16 protein-coding genes and 2 pseudogenes are annotated in these 14766 nt (G+C 60.1%); 9 read left to right on the plus strand and 9 right to left on the minus strand.

The window, feature by feature from the left end:
- Positions 1–102 (minus strand): annotated as a pseudogene (locus CRO75_RS04445) (transposase); the annotation flags it as partial.
- An 88-nt stretch (positions 103–190) separates the two neighbouring features.
- Here CRO75_RS04445 and CRO75_RS04450 point away from each other — a divergent pair.
- Positions 191–382, plus strand: coding sequence for a hypothetical protein (locus tag CRO75_RS04450; protein WP_239990557.1), 192 nt, complete (start codon positions 191–193; stop codon positions 380–382).
- Between the two features lie 43 nt (positions 383–425).
- On the opposite strand, the pseudogene CRO75_RS04455 reads toward CRO75_RS04450, so the two are convergent.
- From CRO75_RS04455 to CRO75_RS04490, 8 genes and pseudogenes are all read right to left on the minus strand, one after another.
- Positions 426–578: pseudogene (locus tag CRO75_RS04455) on the minus strand (porin family protein); the annotation flags it as partial.
- A 392-nt stretch (positions 579–970) separates the two neighbouring features.
- Positions 971–1900: an AraC family transcriptional regulator gene (locus CRO75_RS04460; protein ID WP_097134556.1), complete on the minus strand. Its 930-nt coding sequence runs from the start codon at positions 1898–1900 to the stop codon at positions 971–973.
- 32 nt (positions 1901–1932) lie between these two features.
- Positions 1933–2283 carry a hypothetical protein gene (locus tag CRO75_RS04465; RefSeq protein ID WP_097134557.1) on the minus strand — a complete coding sequence of 117 codons (351 nt, stop codon included), beginning with the start codon at positions 2281–2283 and terminating at the stop codon, positions 1933–1935.
- A 179-nt stretch (positions 2284–2462) separates the two neighbouring features.
- Complete coding sequence (locus tag CRO75_RS32965) at positions 2463–2882, minus strand: hypothetical protein (RefSeq protein ID WP_177409721.1); 420 nt, start codon at positions 2880–2882, stop codon at positions 2463–2465.
- Between the two features lie 96 nt (positions 2883–2978).
- The gene (locus tag CRO75_RS04475; protein WP_097134558.1) at positions 2979–3458 is read right to left on the minus strand and encodes a hypothetical protein; all 480 of its coding nucleotides are present in this window, start codon (positions 3456–3458) and stop codon (positions 2979–2981) included.
- Complete coding sequence (locus tag CRO75_RS04480) at positions 3455–4273, minus strand: winged helix-turn-helix domain-containing protein (RefSeq protein ID WP_007924524.1); 819 nt, start codon at positions 4271–4273, stop codon at positions 3455–3457. Before CRO75_RS04480 ends, CRO75_RS04475 begins: the two co-directional genes overlap by 4 nt.
- Before the next feature lie 430 nt (positions 4274–4703).
- Positions 4704–5165 (minus strand): hypothetical protein, encoded by a 462-nt coding sequence (locus CRO75_RS04485; RefSeq protein WP_097134559.1) that lies wholly within the window; start codon positions 5163–5165, stop codon positions 4704–4706.
- Between the two features lie 131 nt (positions 5166–5296).
- On the minus strand, positions 5297–5977 hold the full coding sequence (locus CRO75_RS04490) for a DUF3313 domain-containing protein (protein ID WP_097134560.1): 681 nt from the start codon (positions 5975–5977) through the stop codon (positions 5297–5299).
- Positions 5978–6902: 925 nt separating this feature from the next.
- On the opposite strand from CRO75_RS04490, the gene CRO75_RS04495 reads away from it, so the two are divergent.
- Genes CRO75_RS04495 through mtnP form a run of 8 tightly spaced genes read left to right on the plus strand, consistent with a single transcriptional unit; the run spans position 6903 to position 14765 of the window.
- Positions 6903–7982 carry a Gfo/Idh/MocA family oxidoreductase gene (locus CRO75_RS04495; RefSeq protein WP_087087341.1) on the plus strand — a complete coding sequence of 360 codons (1080 nt, stop codon included), beginning with the start codon at positions 6903–6905 and terminating at the stop codon, positions 7980–7982.
- Positions 7972–9081, plus strand: a complete 1110-nt coding sequence (locus tag CRO75_RS04500) for a DegT/DnrJ/EryC1/StrS family aminotransferase (RefSeq protein WP_009041455.1) — start codon at positions 7972–7974, stop codon at positions 9079–9081. The genes CRO75_RS04495 and CRO75_RS04500 overlap by 11 nt, the downstream gene beginning before the upstream one ends.
- A complete protein-coding gene (locus CRO75_RS04505) occupies positions 9081–9593 on the plus strand; it encodes an NUDIX hydrolase (protein ID WP_239990559.1) in 513 nt (170 codons plus the stop codon). Before CRO75_RS04500 ends, CRO75_RS04505 begins: the two co-directional genes overlap by 1 nt.
- Entirely contained in the window at positions 9590–10696 is a 1107-nt protein-coding gene (locus CRO75_RS04510; protein WP_097134562.1) for a DegT/DnrJ/EryC1/StrS family aminotransferase, read from the plus strand. The genes CRO75_RS04505 and CRO75_RS04510 overlap by 4 nt, the downstream gene beginning before the upstream one ends.
- Complete coding sequence (locus CRO75_RS04515) at positions 10677–12047, plus strand: FAD-dependent oxidoreductase (RefSeq protein ID WP_097134563.1); 1371 nt, start codon at positions 10677–10679, stop codon at positions 12045–12047. The genes CRO75_RS04510 and CRO75_RS04515 overlap by 20 nt, the downstream gene beginning before the upstream one ends.
- Positions 12044–12742 carry an HAD family hydrolase gene (locus CRO75_RS04520; RefSeq protein ID WP_097134564.1) on the plus strand — a complete coding sequence of 233 codons (699 nt, stop codon included), beginning with the start codon at positions 12044–12046 and terminating at the stop codon, positions 12740–12742. The genes CRO75_RS04515 and CRO75_RS04520 overlap by 4 nt, the downstream gene beginning before the upstream one ends.
- Before the next feature lie 2 nt (positions 12743–12744).
- Entirely contained in the window at positions 12745–13857 is a 1113-nt protein-coding gene (locus CRO75_RS04525) for a fatty acid desaturase (protein WP_085532662.1), read from the plus strand.
- Entirely contained in the window at positions 13854–14765 is a 912-nt protein-coding gene (gene mtnP / locus CRO75_RS04530; protein ID WP_097134565.1) for an S-methyl-5'-thioadenosine phosphorylase, read from the plus strand. The genes CRO75_RS04525 and mtnP overlap by 4 nt, the downstream gene beginning before the upstream one ends.
- Position 14766 lies beyond the last annotated feature (1 nt).

Raw genomic sequence — 14766 nt, forward strand, 5'->3', positions numbered from 1 at the left:
CGGATCGCTGTAGCCGAACCAGTTCTGCATCAGGTGTATGCGTAGCATCGCCATCAACGGATAAGCCGGACGACCACCTTCACCCTTCGGGTAGTGCGGCTCGCGTTTTCCCGAGTGGCGGCGGTCCTTTGGAGTAAGTGACGTCGGAGTAGTGTTCGTGCCGGCAGCAATGGCGGGAGAGGAGACTGAGATGAACGTCATGCTTTGCGCCTACGAGGATGGGCAGAGCACAGTAGTGCACCTGGATTACCGTTTTGTGCCCAGTGACTGGCTGAAGCGCGAATTCCCCAAGCACTTCGAGCTGATCGAGATTGTTGAGGCACGTGCACAAATTGTATTGGGTGAGCTCGGACAGCCAGAGCCAGCAGCTATCCTGGATTAGGATCACGGATTGGCTTCAGCACGATCGCACCGTCGACCAATTCGATGCTGTAGCTGTAGTCCTCATCGCTCAGATGGGTTTTGTCGGTTTCGATGCTGCTCACGCCTGCGCCAAGATACAGGCCTCTGTCATCGGCCAGTGCCTGAAAAGACAGCAACGAAAGCAGTGAAACGAAGCCAATTTTTCGCAATAGCATGTGAAATAAAATCCTCTACAGGTTTATCGATTGGGTTATCTGAATTCGATTGATCGCGAGACCGATAACGACATTGATTGATTTTGATGCGTGACATCTCCCAAAAAGAAACGCGGGAGTTATTGATAGAAACAACTAACTACTGCTGCGGCGAAGTTTTCAAAGCAAGAGTATTAGTAACAATCAATCAACCAGGCCAATGCGACTCCACATAAATAGGCGGCGAGGCAATAGAAGATTTTCTGTTTGAGCGACAGTGCATTTAATCGATAGCGCATGCTTGTCCGTCCCTTGAGTTGGAAATAATCAATATTGGCCATTGGGCTTGGCGGATGAAAACTATTGATTGTCATTTCTTGGGCTTGATGCCGCTGCAGGGAGCTGCGAGGCCATCAGTTCGTGGCGTTGCGCCTGGCCGTCTCTGACGGAGGTTCCCCATAGGCGTCCTGATAGGCCTTGGAAAACCGGCCCAGGTGGTGGAAGTTCCAATACATCGCGGTTTCGGTAACCGTTGGCCAAGTGTTGCGGATCAAGTCTCGACGAACATTGGCGAGCCGCAGGTTCTTAATATAGGCGATCGGCGAAATTCCGAAAGTTTCGGAAAAGCCGTGGTGCAAACTGCGCGAGGTGGTTTCAAACTGCATGACCAGCGCGGTGATGTTGAGCGATTTCTTGGTGTTCTGGTGAATGTAATCCATGACTTCTGTCGCGACTTTCCTTCTTCTCGGAGGGTAAAGTTCGGAGCGATTAGCAGGCGTCAGGGCCCGTAATAGAGAAGCCAGCAGAACACTTTCAATGGCGGCGCGGCGGCGCTGTGTGGCGTCGATAAAATAAGTGCCAATTTTCTGCAGGGCAGCTTGAATCAGCTTGAAGTTCGCAGCCTGAAAGCGCTGCTCCTTTCGATGTGCAAATACATCAATCACCGAATGTTCTTTGAGGCACTGTGCATAATGTTCCAGCGTCGTGCTCAGGATGAAAATGGTTTCATTCGGTTCGCAAATGTAATGCACGGGCTCGCGGCTATAGAGCACGACGATTTCGTTAGGCCGCAGTGCGTGGTTGTTCACCAGCGGACGGCCGACGGAAGTCTGTGAAATGACAAAGGTCACAAAGCCATGGGGAACCGAACCGGTCAGGGTGACGGTTGAATCGAACTCCAGCCTGCTGCGTTGGAACCTGGAGCTGTGAATGAGCTTGTGTTGTCGAATGCTTGCTTTGCGCTCTGATGGAATGAGGTTCATCCCCCACGGGCCAATCGTTCTCTTGGGAGTGCCCGCGGGACTTGAAGTTACATGAAAGACGTCATCAGGGATGTTGCGCATGGAATTGAATACTCTTCAGCCAATGGATAGTGCTAAACGGTTTTTTCAGGCGTCGACGGCTCTGGCGTAAGCTCCAGTGCTGCTGAAAAAACGTACGTATCGCTTGTTGGCAAATTCAGGTTTTGAAGTTTGCATGACGCTGTTTTCGAACCGAAGATCGCTGTTTTCTGAGCTGTTGGGTCGATGGCTGCTGCATCAAAGGCAAAGTAATTGCTGGCTGGATAGTAGCTGCGAATCCTGTAGTTGGACTGTTCATCGGCCAATGTCTTTTTGCGGTTTTCAATAGTGGTCAGGTCAGGCCGGTAGACTTCCTCATCCTTGATCATGGCCTTGAGCGAAAGCACGACACCCAAAGAGACGGTTGCGAGATTTTTCAGCAGCATTGATGTGCGTTCCCTATTAATGATTTTCAGGCAGAACACAGCGTCAGCCGCATCGCTTCACGGCTTGGCCTGTGGATAGTCTTGCGATGCGTATTAAGGTCAGAACTCAGGTGGTCGATGGTCAAGTAGCGGATTTTTGCGTTTTTTCAAAGTCCGGCTAGTCCGCTAAGGAGCCATGATCAAATGGGGATTAATGAAAAGTCTTGAACTTTATTAATCGTGTTCGGTGGCGGGAAAGGAGCAGGACGATCCATCGTGCCTTCGTCGTCATGCTGTTCATTTTCAAAGTAGATTTTCAATTGCGACAGTTTCAGTTTTTCGTTCGGGCTCAACTCGATCTGGTAGAACTCGATCTCGGTGCTGGCGCTGGAGTGCTCGTTTTGCGCCGCCGAGTAAAAGGGCAGTGCAACCAAAGAGAGCACTGCCAGGATCCTGGTTATCATCGATTTGACGACTCGCAAAAAAGGTATGTTTGCATCGGGCACCCGCAAGAGTGTTTGAATGAGGGCCGCGGAGCCGGTTTTCTGCCGGGGGGCAACAGGCACGGCTCCGAACGCTACAATGGCGAGATCTTGAAGGGGAGGGAGCGTCTGATCCAAATCAGTGATTATTATTTTTCTGTTTGAATCGGCATTGGCGGACCACGGGCATCAAGCGCTGGCGCCTGGTCAAGCTCAGGTGAGGCATCGCAGGGGCTAGTGACTCATGCAGCGCAGGCGGCTCAGTTCATGCACATAAACACACATGGTGTTTTTATCGGTAGTGGGGATCAGTTCGTAATTTAGAACCGCGCCTTCTTGCAGGACGTATTGGCGTTTGAAAAAAAGATCCGGCGTCTTTTCGATGGCGAACAGTTCGTTATCCTGGCTTAACTTGACGGTCCTGATTTTAATTTGAACGTGATGATTACTCTCACGGATAACGTCCGCCGAAATAGTAGAGTTACGAATTTTTCCGTTCAAGCTTTCCAGCGTGGTTTGGGTAAGTCGACCGTGCCCGATGGTCATGTACTCTTCCGTATTGAGTTGGTTCGAATCTTCCAGCCATTGTTGGGTGATGGTTTGATAACTGATGTTTTCCATGTAGTGAGTGGGCGAGTAAGTCAGCGAGAAAATACACGCGGCGTTAATGGCTCCCAGCACTAGCCAATGGGCGGTCGATACTGTTGGCTTCATAGGGTGGCTTCCAAACATTGCCGGATCATCAGTGCGAGATCTTTCTGTTCGCTGTGCGATTGCAGGTTTGCAGTGCTTAGATCCGGGCGGACGCACGAAACGGAATAGTTTGATTTAGCGAGATTCAACCAGACCTGGCCTTTCAACTCGGGTGACTGTTGAACCTGTTTCGCCGAAAGATCCCTCAGCGATTGGGCTTCGGCGACCGTGTTGGCCACTGCATGAATGACCAGATCGTTCTGTTTTATGCTGGAAACTTCAATTTTCGGCGTGTCGAAGCCGGAGCGGAAACCGGTAAAGGCACACACGCCCAAGGTCAGGATGTAACCGATCAACTGGGCTTTGGTGATGCGAGTCGATGGCCTGGCTTTTTCCGAAGGCAACGGCAGGGCTTCTTTCGGGTTGGCCTCCAGCACTTCCATGACCGGCTCGACAGGTTGTGCGGCGGTATCTGGCGGCATCGGCAAGTCGGCGGGCGCATTGACTACATACTGGCGATTGAAGCAATAACCTCTTCGCGGAACCGTCATCAAGATCTCGTGATCTCGACTGTCGTTGAGAATGTTGCGAAGGGAAAAAACGGCTTGATTCAAACTGCCGGAGGCGACGACACGGTCATTCCAGGTGTAGTCGATGATCTCTTCGCGGCTTTTAGTCTGACCCGGTTCCATCAGCAGCAGATTCAGTAGACGCGATTCAGCCCTGCCTATCGTGGAGTTTTGCACCTCTCCAAGAGGTGTAGTGATAGAGAGCAAGGCGGTATCCGGGTCGAAAACAACCATGGCGTCGTTTTTCAACTTGAAGGCGTAGCGCATGGGAATCCTTCGTTCAGGTGGTTCTGGCTGAGTATAGAGACGGCGTCGATGGCGCGCGGATGGGCGCGCGAAGTGCAGGGAGAATCACTGGACACTGCTGGAACAGCCCATCAAAAGTCTCATTGGAATCAAGCAAGGAAATCCACGGGAGTTAATCGCAGGCAGCGATGATGCTCAGTGCGAGTCCTCTCCGCCATCCGAAAAGTGCAAGGCAGTGTATCGGACGGCCTGTTATTCAAGCACAAGCTTGCGGCCAGTCATATCCGTCGTGTCGTATTGCCGTGAACCGCTGGACAAGGATTGCAGGCAGAGGGAGAAGGAAAGATGGGGCAGGGGGGAGGGGCGAACGTGCAGGCATTCCAGTGCAGCATGCGAAATTGATTTTCCAATCTGCATCAAGAATGCCTGCGCTGTGTAAAAGTTCGGCGGCTCAAGGCAGGACGTTGTAGCCACGCTGTTGCAGGCAACTGGTGTATACCGAGTTATTGGCGGTGATGTTCTGTTCGCTGGTTTTCAGGTCCTGCCTGCGTTCCTGGCGCTGTCTCGACGCGCCGATCATTGCCCCGGCCGTCGCGGCGCTGCGTGCACGGTTCTGGCGATAGTTCTGCTTGATATCGTCGTCGATCTGATCGTAGACGTTTTCATGTTGCCGACCCCGGACCTCCGCGGCAGTGGCCCCGGCGATGGCCGCGGTGGTGGCGCCTTTTACCCGGCCGCCGGCCGGCACGGTGTTCTGTGTCGGGAACTGCGCGTTGGCCTGCGACTGGCAGGCGCTGGTGTCTTGCTGGATCGTCTGGGAAGTCTGGCCCTTTAATGGAACCACCGTCGCCGCCATCGCACCGGAGCTGGCGAGAAATACAAAGGCCGATAAGGCAAAGCTGAAAATTTTCATCAAGTCGGACTCTCAATGGCCGTCGTTACCCGGCCTGGCGGTTTGTCTTTGCAGACGCAGCGCGACTGCCGTTCCTGAAACCCTGAACCTTTCGATGCAATGCAACGTTTGCACCCGGGCCTACGCGCTGGTTACTGCTTGGAAAGCAACGTCTGCATGTCGTTTGTCATGCTTTTGAATGCAGCCTTGAAGTCATTGGCGACTATCGGCTGGCTGGCATTTTCCAAGGTCTCGCCGAACACCTTGCGAACCATCTTGGCGACCGGCAAACCGGTTTTAGCATCGATCAAATCGGCTTCGAGATACAGCTCCGCCGTCTGATCGCGATGACCGGTAGCGGCCTGTGTTGCGCCGACGATTGCAGCGATGGGGACGACCTCATACCAATGCATGCCTTCGTTGCTGGCGCTGACCTGGGTGATTGCCGCCTGCAGGATCAAGGTCTGCGAATGGGGCGCTGCCTGGCGCACACTCGAGACGACCGTGTAGGACGGTGCGAATGCGTTCCTTACGCTGTTGCTGGCGTTGACCTGCAGGTCCCTGAGGGTTTGCAGGTTGACCCGCTCGGTCGCTTTCGGCGAGGGATACAGTATCACTTCCTTGAACACGACGGTGGAATAGGCGTGAGGATCAAACCCTGGTGCTACCCAGCGCAGCACTGTCTGCTCACTGGGCGTGGTGTGTTCTTCCAGGCCCTCATAGTTAGGCAAGAAGCCCGAATATTGCTCTTGCTGCGCCACCTTCGAGACACAGCCGGCCTGGAATACGCAACTCAGGACAATTCCTACGAGCCATTTGTTCGACATGCACATATGTTCTGTTTCCCAGTGTTGAAAGTTGACATTGCGGTTTCCTGACCTTGCCCCCGATACACGCTTGAGCTGACGCGAGGCGATGCCTGCCTGTCGCTCAAGGCGTAGCGCAATGCTGCCCGTAGGGGCTGGATAATCCGAATCAATAATCCTCAACAATGATCAAACTTCAGCGCCAGGGCCCGTGCGGCCTCAGGTCGTGAGATTGCGCAACCCGCTATGCCCGGTCGTCGCGACGCTTGCGCAAAAGACGCAATGGATGGCGCGGGTCAATTTGGCCGCGGGTTCAACAACGCCGGGTCCGGGCCTATATGGCCCGTTGCCTTATGTCCGGATTATTCAAAACAATATGATGAAACGATATAGCAACTGATTTGCGCTCCTAAAAAGCCTGATCTATACCTCCAAGCCACACATTGATGAGGTGTGTGGAAAGCAAGGGCTCACGGAACCGGAGCTCCTGCATAACAAGGGATAGAAACAGCGCTTCAAGGATGATTCAGTTATGCATGCGTATCGGCATTTCGGTCGTTGTTCCGTTTTTAAACGAAGCCACAATTCTTCGATCCAGGTTTTCGGCCGGGTAGCTCATTGCCACCGGCGCTCGATTCGACCTGATTCCCCTCCTACCTATCGCCTTCGCGGCGCTATCCCTTCTGCCCATCGCGCCTCTATGGCTCCTCGGCATCAGCCGGGTGTCGGCGTGTGGCGAGAAACATCCGAGTGTTCCACCCGGGTGACCCTGGGCAACAGCCCGAACGGACTCTGTAAAGGTGATCCGTTGTTCTGAGGCAATCCTGCCTCGATTGAAGCGAATGTCGGACCGGATCGGCTCACCCCGCAGGTGACCCGAAGCGGATCCCGTGTAGTCGTTCGTCCAACCTTTTTATGACGCAGTACCCACTTTTCCAGGATGGAGATGGTTATGACTGTACTCAGAGTTGGCATCGTCGGTCTCGGCGCGCAGATGCAAGAAAACCTGCTGCCCACGCTTCTGCAAATGCCGGATATTCGCATCGTCGCGGTGTGCGACAGCGACCTGACCCGCGCCGGACAGATTCACCGCTTCATCTCCGAGGTCGCGATCACCGACGACTTCGACGACATGCTCGATACCGCTGCGCTGGATGCGGTGGTCATGGCGTGCCCGCCCCAGGCGCACCGCGACCTGGCGATCAAGGCAATGGCCAAGGGCGTGCATGTCTTCGTCGAGAAGCCGCCGTGCTTCACCCTCGCCGAGCTCGAATACCTGATCGGCGCGGCGCGCCAGGCCCAGGTCGTCACCGGCGTGGGCATGAACTTCAAATATGCCAAGCCCATGCGCCAGCTGCGCGATATGACGCGCACCGAGCAGTTCGGCAAGGTCGTGCACATCCAGCTCAACCACTATGCGAGCAAACCCACCGCGCCGCTGTGGGGGCTGGATTCCACGCTGCGTTCGTTCCTGCTGGCCCAGGCGATTCACACCATCGACCTTGGCGTGACCTTCGGCGGTGGCGAATTGCGCGATATCGAATCCCGGGTCCAGCGCCACGAGGACTCGCTGCTGGTGAGCCTGGAGCTCGGTTTCAGCTCCGGCGCGACGGTCAGCCTGCTGAGCGGGACGATGTTCCCGTACTTCGAATTCGACATGAAGATCGTCAGCTCCAATTCGATGATGGTCGAGCTCAACAACCTCTGGAACATCACCCTGCACGAGCCGGTGCATGGCACCGGGGCAACCGGCACCGCCAAGCGCTGGCGCGGCGCGTGGCAGCCAGGGCCGCTGGATTCGGGTTATGAGCGCAGCGGTTATTTCGGCGAACTGGAGAAGTTCTTCGACGCGGTGCGCAACCGTACGCCTTACGAGGCCAGCTTCGAGAGCCTGCTGCCGACCTTCCGGGTGATCGAGCAGATCTGTCATGCCGACAGCGCCCGCGCCGATGTCGCCCCCGTGCTTGCCCTCCACTCCACCCATGCCGCCAAGTCCCCAGCCTTTCTCGGAGCCCAGACCAATGTCCTCTAATCTCTCCAGCGCCGCCCGCATCTCCGTTTCCGACAAATACCGCCCGGTGTACGCCGACGATCTGCTGACCTTGCAGAACACCCTGGAACGGCCGCTGTCCGGCACCAGCGATGTGGTGGGCGAATACGAGGCCAAGCTGGCAGCCTGGTTCGAGGCGCGGCATGCGATCGCGGTCTCCTCGGGTGGCGCGGCCCTGAGCGTGGCGATCTACGCCGCCGGCGTCGGTCCCGGCGACGACGTCCTGCTGACGCCGAGCTGCCCGCTGTGCACCATCTATCCGATCATCGCCGCGGGCGCCAACCCGATCTTCGTCGACACCCGCCGTCACGGTTTCGGCGCCGACCCGGAATCGATCAAGGCCCGCATTACCCCGCGGACCCGGGCGATCATCGATATTCCGATGTGGGGCTACCCCACCGAAGTCGATGAGCTGCAAGGCCTGACCCGCGAGCTGGGGATCAAGCTGATCCTCGACCTGGCGCATTCCCATGGCAGCACCCTCAATGGCCGGCCGCTGTCGGCCTACGGCGACCTGTCGTGCTTCAGCACCCACGAACGCAAGCCGCTGGCCACCGGAGAGGGCGGGTTCATCCTCACCGACGACGACCAACTGGCCCAGCGTTGCCGCGACTACAGCCGCTTCGGCAACCTCAACGGCAAGGACTTCGGCCTCAACTACAAGCTGGCCGCGCTGCCCGCCGCCCTGGGCGCCAACCGCCTGGACTCGCTGGCCGCGCAGATCGAGCAGCGCCGCGCCAATGCCACCTACTTCCTGCAGCAGCTCGACCACAGCAAGGTGCGGGAAAAGGTCATCATCGAGGGCGGGCGGACCAACTACTACTTCCTCAACCTGGAGCTGCATTTCGCCGACAACCGGGCCTTCATCGATTACCTGGACGAGGCGGGCATCCCGTCGGACATCAAGCGCTACGGCTGCAAGGCGCTCTATGAGTTCCCGGCGTTGGCCCAGTACCGCAACGACTGCCCTAACGCCGAGGCGCTGCTGGCCAGCATGACCACCATCCCGGTCCATCCGGACATCACCCGCGCCGAACTGGACTACATGGCCGAACGGATCAACCAGTACGGGGCCGCATGATGACGGACGTTCCTGATCGTTCGACCCTGGACCGGCATTTCACGGCCTCGGCGTTCGTGTTGAACCCCGACCGCAAGATGCTCCTGCTGCACCACCGCAAGCTGGGGGTCTGGCTGTATCCGGGCGGCCATATCGAGCAGGGGGAAACCCCTGATGTGGCGGTGCTGCGCGAGATCTACGAAGAAGCCGGGATTCACGCCGCCCTGCTGGGCGAGCGTGACTTGGAACTGGCCGATGCCGAGACCGACGTCACTGTGTTGCACCAGCCTTACCGGATCCTCTGCGAATACATTGATGACAAGCGCGGGCCGCATTACCACCTGGACCTGATCTACCTCACCGCCACCGACCTGCGGGCTTGCCCGCCGGAGCGCGAGGTGGAAAACGCGCGCTTCTTCAGCCGGCAGGAAACCGCCGAGCTGAAGATGTTCCCCAACTTCCGGCGCATGGTGGACCGGGTGTTCGCCGATGCCGAGGTATGGGACATGGTCGGCCGGAAGGTGGCGCCATGAACCAGGCCCTTGCTCAACAGGCCCGGGTCATCGCGGACAAGTGCGGCCACGATACCCCCGACGATGTGCCCGAACTGCAACGCGCCCTGGCGACAGGGCTGACCGGCACCTCGCAGATCGTCGAGGACTACGAGACCGCGCTCGCCGTGTTGTACGGCGTGCGTCATGTGATCGCCGTGTCGTCGGGGGCCGCTTCGGTCACCGCGGCACTGGCCGGCGTGCGGTTCCAGCCGGGGGACGAAGTGATAGTCGCGCCCACGTGCCCGATCTGCACCGTCCTGCCGATCCTGTCCCTGGGCCTGGTCCCGGTGTTCTGCGATGTGGCGCCGGACAACTTCGGGCTCGACCCGGATGACCTGCAACGCTGCATCGGCCCGCGGACCTGCGCGGTGATCGAGGTGCCGATGTGGGGGTACCCGATCGCCTCGCATACCACCTGGGCCACCACGCGCCAGGCCGGCATCCCGCTGATCCAGGACCTGGCCCATGCGCACCTGACGCGCCTGAACGGCAGCTGGCTGGCGCAGCATGGCGACATCAGCTGCTTTAGCACCCACGACTGCAAGTTCATGTCCACCGGCGAGGGCGGTTTTGTCATGACCGATGACGACGAGCGCGCCAGCCGTATCCGCGCCTACACCCGTTTCGGCAACCTCACCGGCGAAACCCTGGGCATCAACCTCAAGCTCGGCGGCCTGCAGGCCGCCCTCGGGCTGGCGCGTTCGCGGCAGCTGGAAAGCCGCTTGCACCAGCGCCAGGCCAACCGCCGGCAGCTGCTGGAGCAACTGGACAACCCGGCGCTCCGCGAACTGCCGCTGACCCCCGGTGGAGAGGCCAATGCCTATGCCTTGCTGTTGCAGGCGGTGGGGCACGACGGGCGTGAACTGGTGCACTACCAGCAGCGTCACGGCATCCCTTCGGACATCGGCAAGTACGACAACCAGCCGCTGTACCAGCTGCCGCTGCTGGCGCAGTACCGCCGCGATTGCCCCAACGCCGCCCGGTTGCTGCGTTCGCTGACCACGGTGCCGCTGCACCCGGGCCTGGCGGGCGACGACCTGGCTTACATTGCAAAGGTGCTCAATGACTACTCCCCAGCCTGATACCGCCACGGGCGGTCGACATGCCGTGGTCATCGGCGGCAGCGTGACGGGCTGCCTGACGGCCGCGGTCCTGGCCCGGCGTTTCCAGCGGGTCACGGTGATCGAGAAGAGCGATTTCTTCGACGAGACCGGGCCTCGCCAGAGCCTGCCCCAGGAGCACCACGTCCACCTGTTGCTGCTGCGCGGCAAGCAGATCATCGAAGGCATCTTCCCCGGCACCCTGAGCGCCCTGGAGCAGGGCGGCGCGCAAGTGGCCGACCTGGGTCACGACGTGAAGTGGTACCAGGGCGGGCGTTGGAAAAACCGCTACCGCAGTGGCATTTATGCCCATTACTGCAGCCGGCGCCTGATCGACAACCAGCTGCGCCGGGCTTTGCTCGGTGTGCTGAACGTCGAGGTGCTGTCGAGCACCCGGGTCACGCAGATCGAGTTCACCGGGGTCGATCCTTCCCGGCGGGTCGAGGCGGTGACCGTCGACGATGGGCAGGGCGAACGTAGGCTGCGCTGCGACCTGCTGGTCGACGCCAGCGGGCGTGGCACGCGCTTGCCGACGTGGCTGAAAGAGGCTGGCTTCGGCGAGGTCGAGACCAGCGTGGTCAAGACCGAGCTGGGTTATGCATCGCGCATCTACCGGCGCCTTCCGGCCTATGCCGAGCAATGGCAAGTGCTGCTGGTACTGCCCAAGGCGCCGTTGCAGCGTTCCATGGGAGTGATCAGCCCGATCGAAGGCGACCGCTGGATGGTCACCACCGGTGGCTGGTTCGGTCACTTTCCCGGCAACGACCCGCAGGAGTTCCTGCAGGCGCTGGCGGCGCTTCCGGTGCCGGATATCCATGAGGTGATCCGCGACGCCGAGCCGCTGTCGCCGGTCCATACCTTCAAGATGCCCGGCAGTCGCCGCACGCACTTCGATCGGGTCGAGCACTGGCCGGCCGGGCTGCTGGTGGTCGGCGATGCCCTGAGCAGCATGAACCCGCTGTACAGCCAGGGCATGACCATCGGCGCGCTGGAGGCCGATTGCATCGACCGCCACATCGACCAAGTATTGCAGGGCGGCCAGGGCTTTCGCCAATTGCAGGGCCGCCTGTGCGAAGTGGTCGATGGCGCCTGGAGCATGGCCACCACCGAAGACTTCCGTTTTCCCGAAACCGTGGGCCAGCGCAGTTGGCGCACGCGTTTCCATCATTGGTACGGCGCCGGCCTGGGCCAGGTCTCGGCGAACAATCGGCGGGCCCTGGAAACCCAGATTGGCGTGACCAACCTGGTGATGGAGCCGAGCAAGCTCTACACACCGGCGATCGCCTCGCGCATCGCCCTCAACGCCCTTCTTGCGGAGAAAACCCGACCATGATCGATGATCGACTGCACTTCTCGGGGATCGAACACCTGGTCTTCGACTGGAACGGCACCCTGATCGACGACATCGCCCTGGCGGTCAGCGCGGTCAATCGCTGTGGCGAGCGCTATGCGGTGCCGCCCATCGATGCCGCGCGCTACCGTGCGCTGTTCGACTTTCCGATTGCCGATTTCTACGCCTCCCTGGGGTTCGACCTGCAGCGCACGCCCTTCGCGCGAATCGTCGAGCACTACCTGGAGCATTTCGATACGCATGTCGCGCAGTGCCCGCTGCACGACGGGGTATTCGAGGTGCTGGAGGCGGCGCGTAATGCCGGTATCGGCATCTCCATCGTGTCCGCCTCGCATTGCGCCGTGCTGCGCAAGACCCTGGAAGCCAAAGGCCTGCTCGGACATTTCGAGCATGTCGTGGGGCTGAGCCACAACCAGGCCACCAGCAAGACCGCCGAGGCCCTGATGCTGCAGGAGAAGCTCGGCACGCCGGCCGGGCGTACCCTGTTCATCGGCGACACCCTGCACGACTACGACGTGGCGCGGGCCGTCGGCTGGCAGCCGCTGCTGGTCAGCACCGGCCATCAGGACCTAAACCGCCTGCGGCAGGCCGACGCCCCGGTCTTCAGCGGATTGGGCGAACTGCTGGGCCATTACGCCAGCAACGAGCGGCGCGCCGTCGTTCACGAGGGGGCCTGATCATGGACACCGAGCACATGGTCCTGCTGGGCCTGATCGCTGTTTCGCTGCTGTTGCGCGCGCTGGTGGCGTTTTATTACCGGGATGCGCAGCGGGTGCTGCGCCTGCTCAAGCTGATACCGCGCCTGGAGGGGCGGCGGGAGCAGTACTACCGCCCGCTGGATACCTGGTTCGCGCCGCTGCCCTTTGTCTGGACATGGCTGGATATAGTCGCCGCGGTGCAGGCGGCGTCGATCTACTCGTCGCCGCTGGCCTGGCTGGCGGTGCTGCTGTGGAGCGGCGGGCGCATGCGCGCGTTGCAGGAGTTCGGGCACAACGCGGTGCACTTCGCCCTGTGTCGCCACCATGCCTGGCAGTGGTGGCTGAGCAACGTGTTCTACCAGTTCCCGATGTTCAAGCGCGACATGCGCAGCCGGCACCAGACCCATACCCTGGAGCACCATCGCCACCCCAACCATCCGCAACTCGACCCCAACCGCGCCCGGGTGCATGCCGGCGGCTATGTGGCGGGCCTGTCGCCCAGCGGTTTCTATGCGCTGTTGCTGTACCCGCTGACTCCTCGCGGGGCTTGGGTGAACCTTACCACCCTGGTGCGCAGCAGCCTGCTCAACCATTCCCGCCTGACCACCCTGGTGCGGTGCCTGAGCGTGGCGGCGGTGGCGGCGTTGCTGTACGCCTTCGGCGGCTGGAAAGGCGTGTTGTTCGGCTGGTTGCTGCCGTTGCTGACGTCCTATCCGGTGTTTGCCTGGATCTCGCTGCTGACCGAGCACCGCTGGTTCATCGAGGGCACCGCGCGCAATCGCCGCGAGCTGGAATACCTGGCGGGCCGGCCCACCGATTACTTCGGGGTTTCCGGCTGGCTGGTGCGGGTATTCATCGCCCCGACGTCCGACGCCTATCACCTGGCGCATTCCCTGTACCCCGGCGTGCGCTGGAACTACCTGCCGGCGATCGACCGGCACCTGAAAATCCACGAACCGCGCTACAGCAGCAACGCCAGCGAAGGGTTGCTGTTGCCTCGCGGCAATGCGCCCACGGCCCTGTCCGAACTCTATGAGCGCCTGGTGTGCAGCGAACACGAACCGTCCCCCCTGAAGTCGAGAGGTAGCCTGTGACCCATTCCACTCCAACCCAGCACGTTCAACGTATCGGCATCATCGGCGGCAGCGGCCTGCAACAGCTGCCAGGCCTGCAGGACATTCAGCAAGTGGAATGCACGACCGCCTTCGGCACGCCGTCGTCGCCGCTCACCCTGGGCACGCTCAATGGCGTGCCCGTGGCCTTTGTGCAACGGCATGGCGTGGGGCACGTGATACCACCGGCCTCGATCAATGCCCGGGCCAACATTGCCGCGCTGCGCAGCGTCGGTTGCACGCAATTGCTGTCGGTCAGCGCGGTGGGCAGCCTGACCCACGACGCGCCTCCCGGCAGCTTTGTGCTGATCGACCAGTACATCGACCGCACCATCCAGCGGGAAAAAACCTTTTTCGGCCCCGGGCTGGTCGGCCATGTGCCCTTCGGCGAGCCGGTCTGCGCGCGCATGCGCGGCGTGCTCGCCGAGAGTGCCGAGGCTGCCGATATCCAGGCGCGCAATGGCGGCACCTACGTGGTCATGGAAGGCCCGCAGTTCTCCACCCGCGCCGAGTCCCACCTGTACCGCCAGTGGGGCGGCACGGTGATCGGCATGACCGCGATGCCCGAAGCCAAGCTGGCCCGCGAGGCCGAGCTTTGCTACGCGATGATCGCCATTCCGACCGATTTCGACTGCTGGCACGAATCCCACGAACCGGTGAACGCTACCCTGGTGGCGCAACGCATGGCGGACACCTTCAACCTGACCCGGCGCCTGGTGACCGAAGCCGTGACGCGCCTGGGCCAGCATGCCGGTGCCTGCCCCTGCGGTTGCGACCGCGCCCTGGACACCGCGGTGATGACCGCGCCCGAGCACCGCGACCCGCGCATGGTCGAGCGTCTGCTGAGCGTTGTGCCCCATGCCACTTATCTCTCTGCGAGCAAGGAATAAA

This window comes from Pseudomonas sp. LAMO17WK12:I10, from assembly GCF_900215185.1.
GTDB classification, from domain to species: Bacteria; Pseudomonadota; Gammaproteobacteria; order Pseudomonadales; family Pseudomonadaceae; genus Aquipseudomonas; species Aquipseudomonas chlororaphis.

What these genes read in the sequence shown, in the direction of transcription:
- CRO75_RS04450 (WP_239990557.1), top strand. Translation starts at nt 191, where the DNA reads ATGAACGTCATGCTTTGCGCCTACGAGGATGGGCAGAGCACAGTAGTG.
- CRO75_RS04460 (WP_097134556.1), bottom strand. Translation starts at nt 1,900, where the DNA reads ATGCGCAACATCCCTGATGACGTCTTTCATGTAACTTCAAGTCCCGCG.
- CRO75_RS04465 (WP_097134557.1), bottom strand. Translation starts at nt 2,283, where the DNA reads ATGCTGCTGAAAAATCTCGCAACCGTCTCTTTGGGTGTCGTGCTTTCG.
- CRO75_RS04475 (WP_097134558.1), bottom strand. Translation starts at nt 3,458, where the DNA reads ATGAAGCCAACAGTATCGACCGCCCATTGGCTAGTGCTGGGAGCCATT.
- CRO75_RS04480 (WP_007924524.1), bottom strand. Translation starts at nt 4,273, where the DNA reads ATGCGCTACGCCTTCAAGTTGAAAAACGACGCCATGGTTGTTTTCGAC.
- CRO75_RS04485 (WP_097134559.1), bottom strand. Translation starts at nt 5,165, where the DNA reads ATGAAAATTTTCAGCTTTGCCTTATCGGCCTTTGTATTTCTCGCCAGC.
- CRO75_RS04490 (WP_097134560.1), bottom strand. Translation starts at nt 5,977, where the DNA reads ATGTGCATGTCGAACAAATGGCTCGTAGGAATTGTCCTGAGTTGCGTA.
- CRO75_RS04495 (WP_087087341.1), top strand. Translation starts at nt 6,903, where the DNA reads ATGACTGTACTCAGAGTTGGCATCGTCGGTCTCGGCGCGCAGATGCAA.
- CRO75_RS04500 (WP_009041455.1), top strand. Translation starts at nt 7,972, where the DNA reads ATGTCCTCTAATCTCTCCAGCGCCGCCCGCATCTCCGTTTCCGACAAA.
- CRO75_RS04505 (WP_239990559.1), top strand. Translation starts at nt 9,081, where the DNA reads ATGACGGACGTTCCTGATCGTTCGACCCTGGACCGGCATTTCACGGCC.
- CRO75_RS04510 (WP_097134562.1), top strand. Translation starts at nt 9,590, where the DNA reads ATGAACCAGGCCCTTGCTCAACAGGCCCGGGTCATCGCGGACAAGTGC.
- CRO75_RS04515 (WP_097134563.1), top strand. Translation starts at nt 10,677, where the DNA reads ATGACTACTCCCCAGCCTGATACCGCCACGGGCGGTCGACATGCCGTG.
- CRO75_RS04520 (WP_097134564.1), top strand. Translation starts at nt 12,044, where the DNA reads ATGATCGATGATCGACTGCACTTCTCGGGGATCGAACACCTGGTCTTC.
- CRO75_RS04525 (WP_085532662.1), top strand. Translation starts at nt 12,745, where the DNA reads ATGGACACCGAGCACATGGTCCTGCTGGGCCTGATCGCTGTTTCGCTG.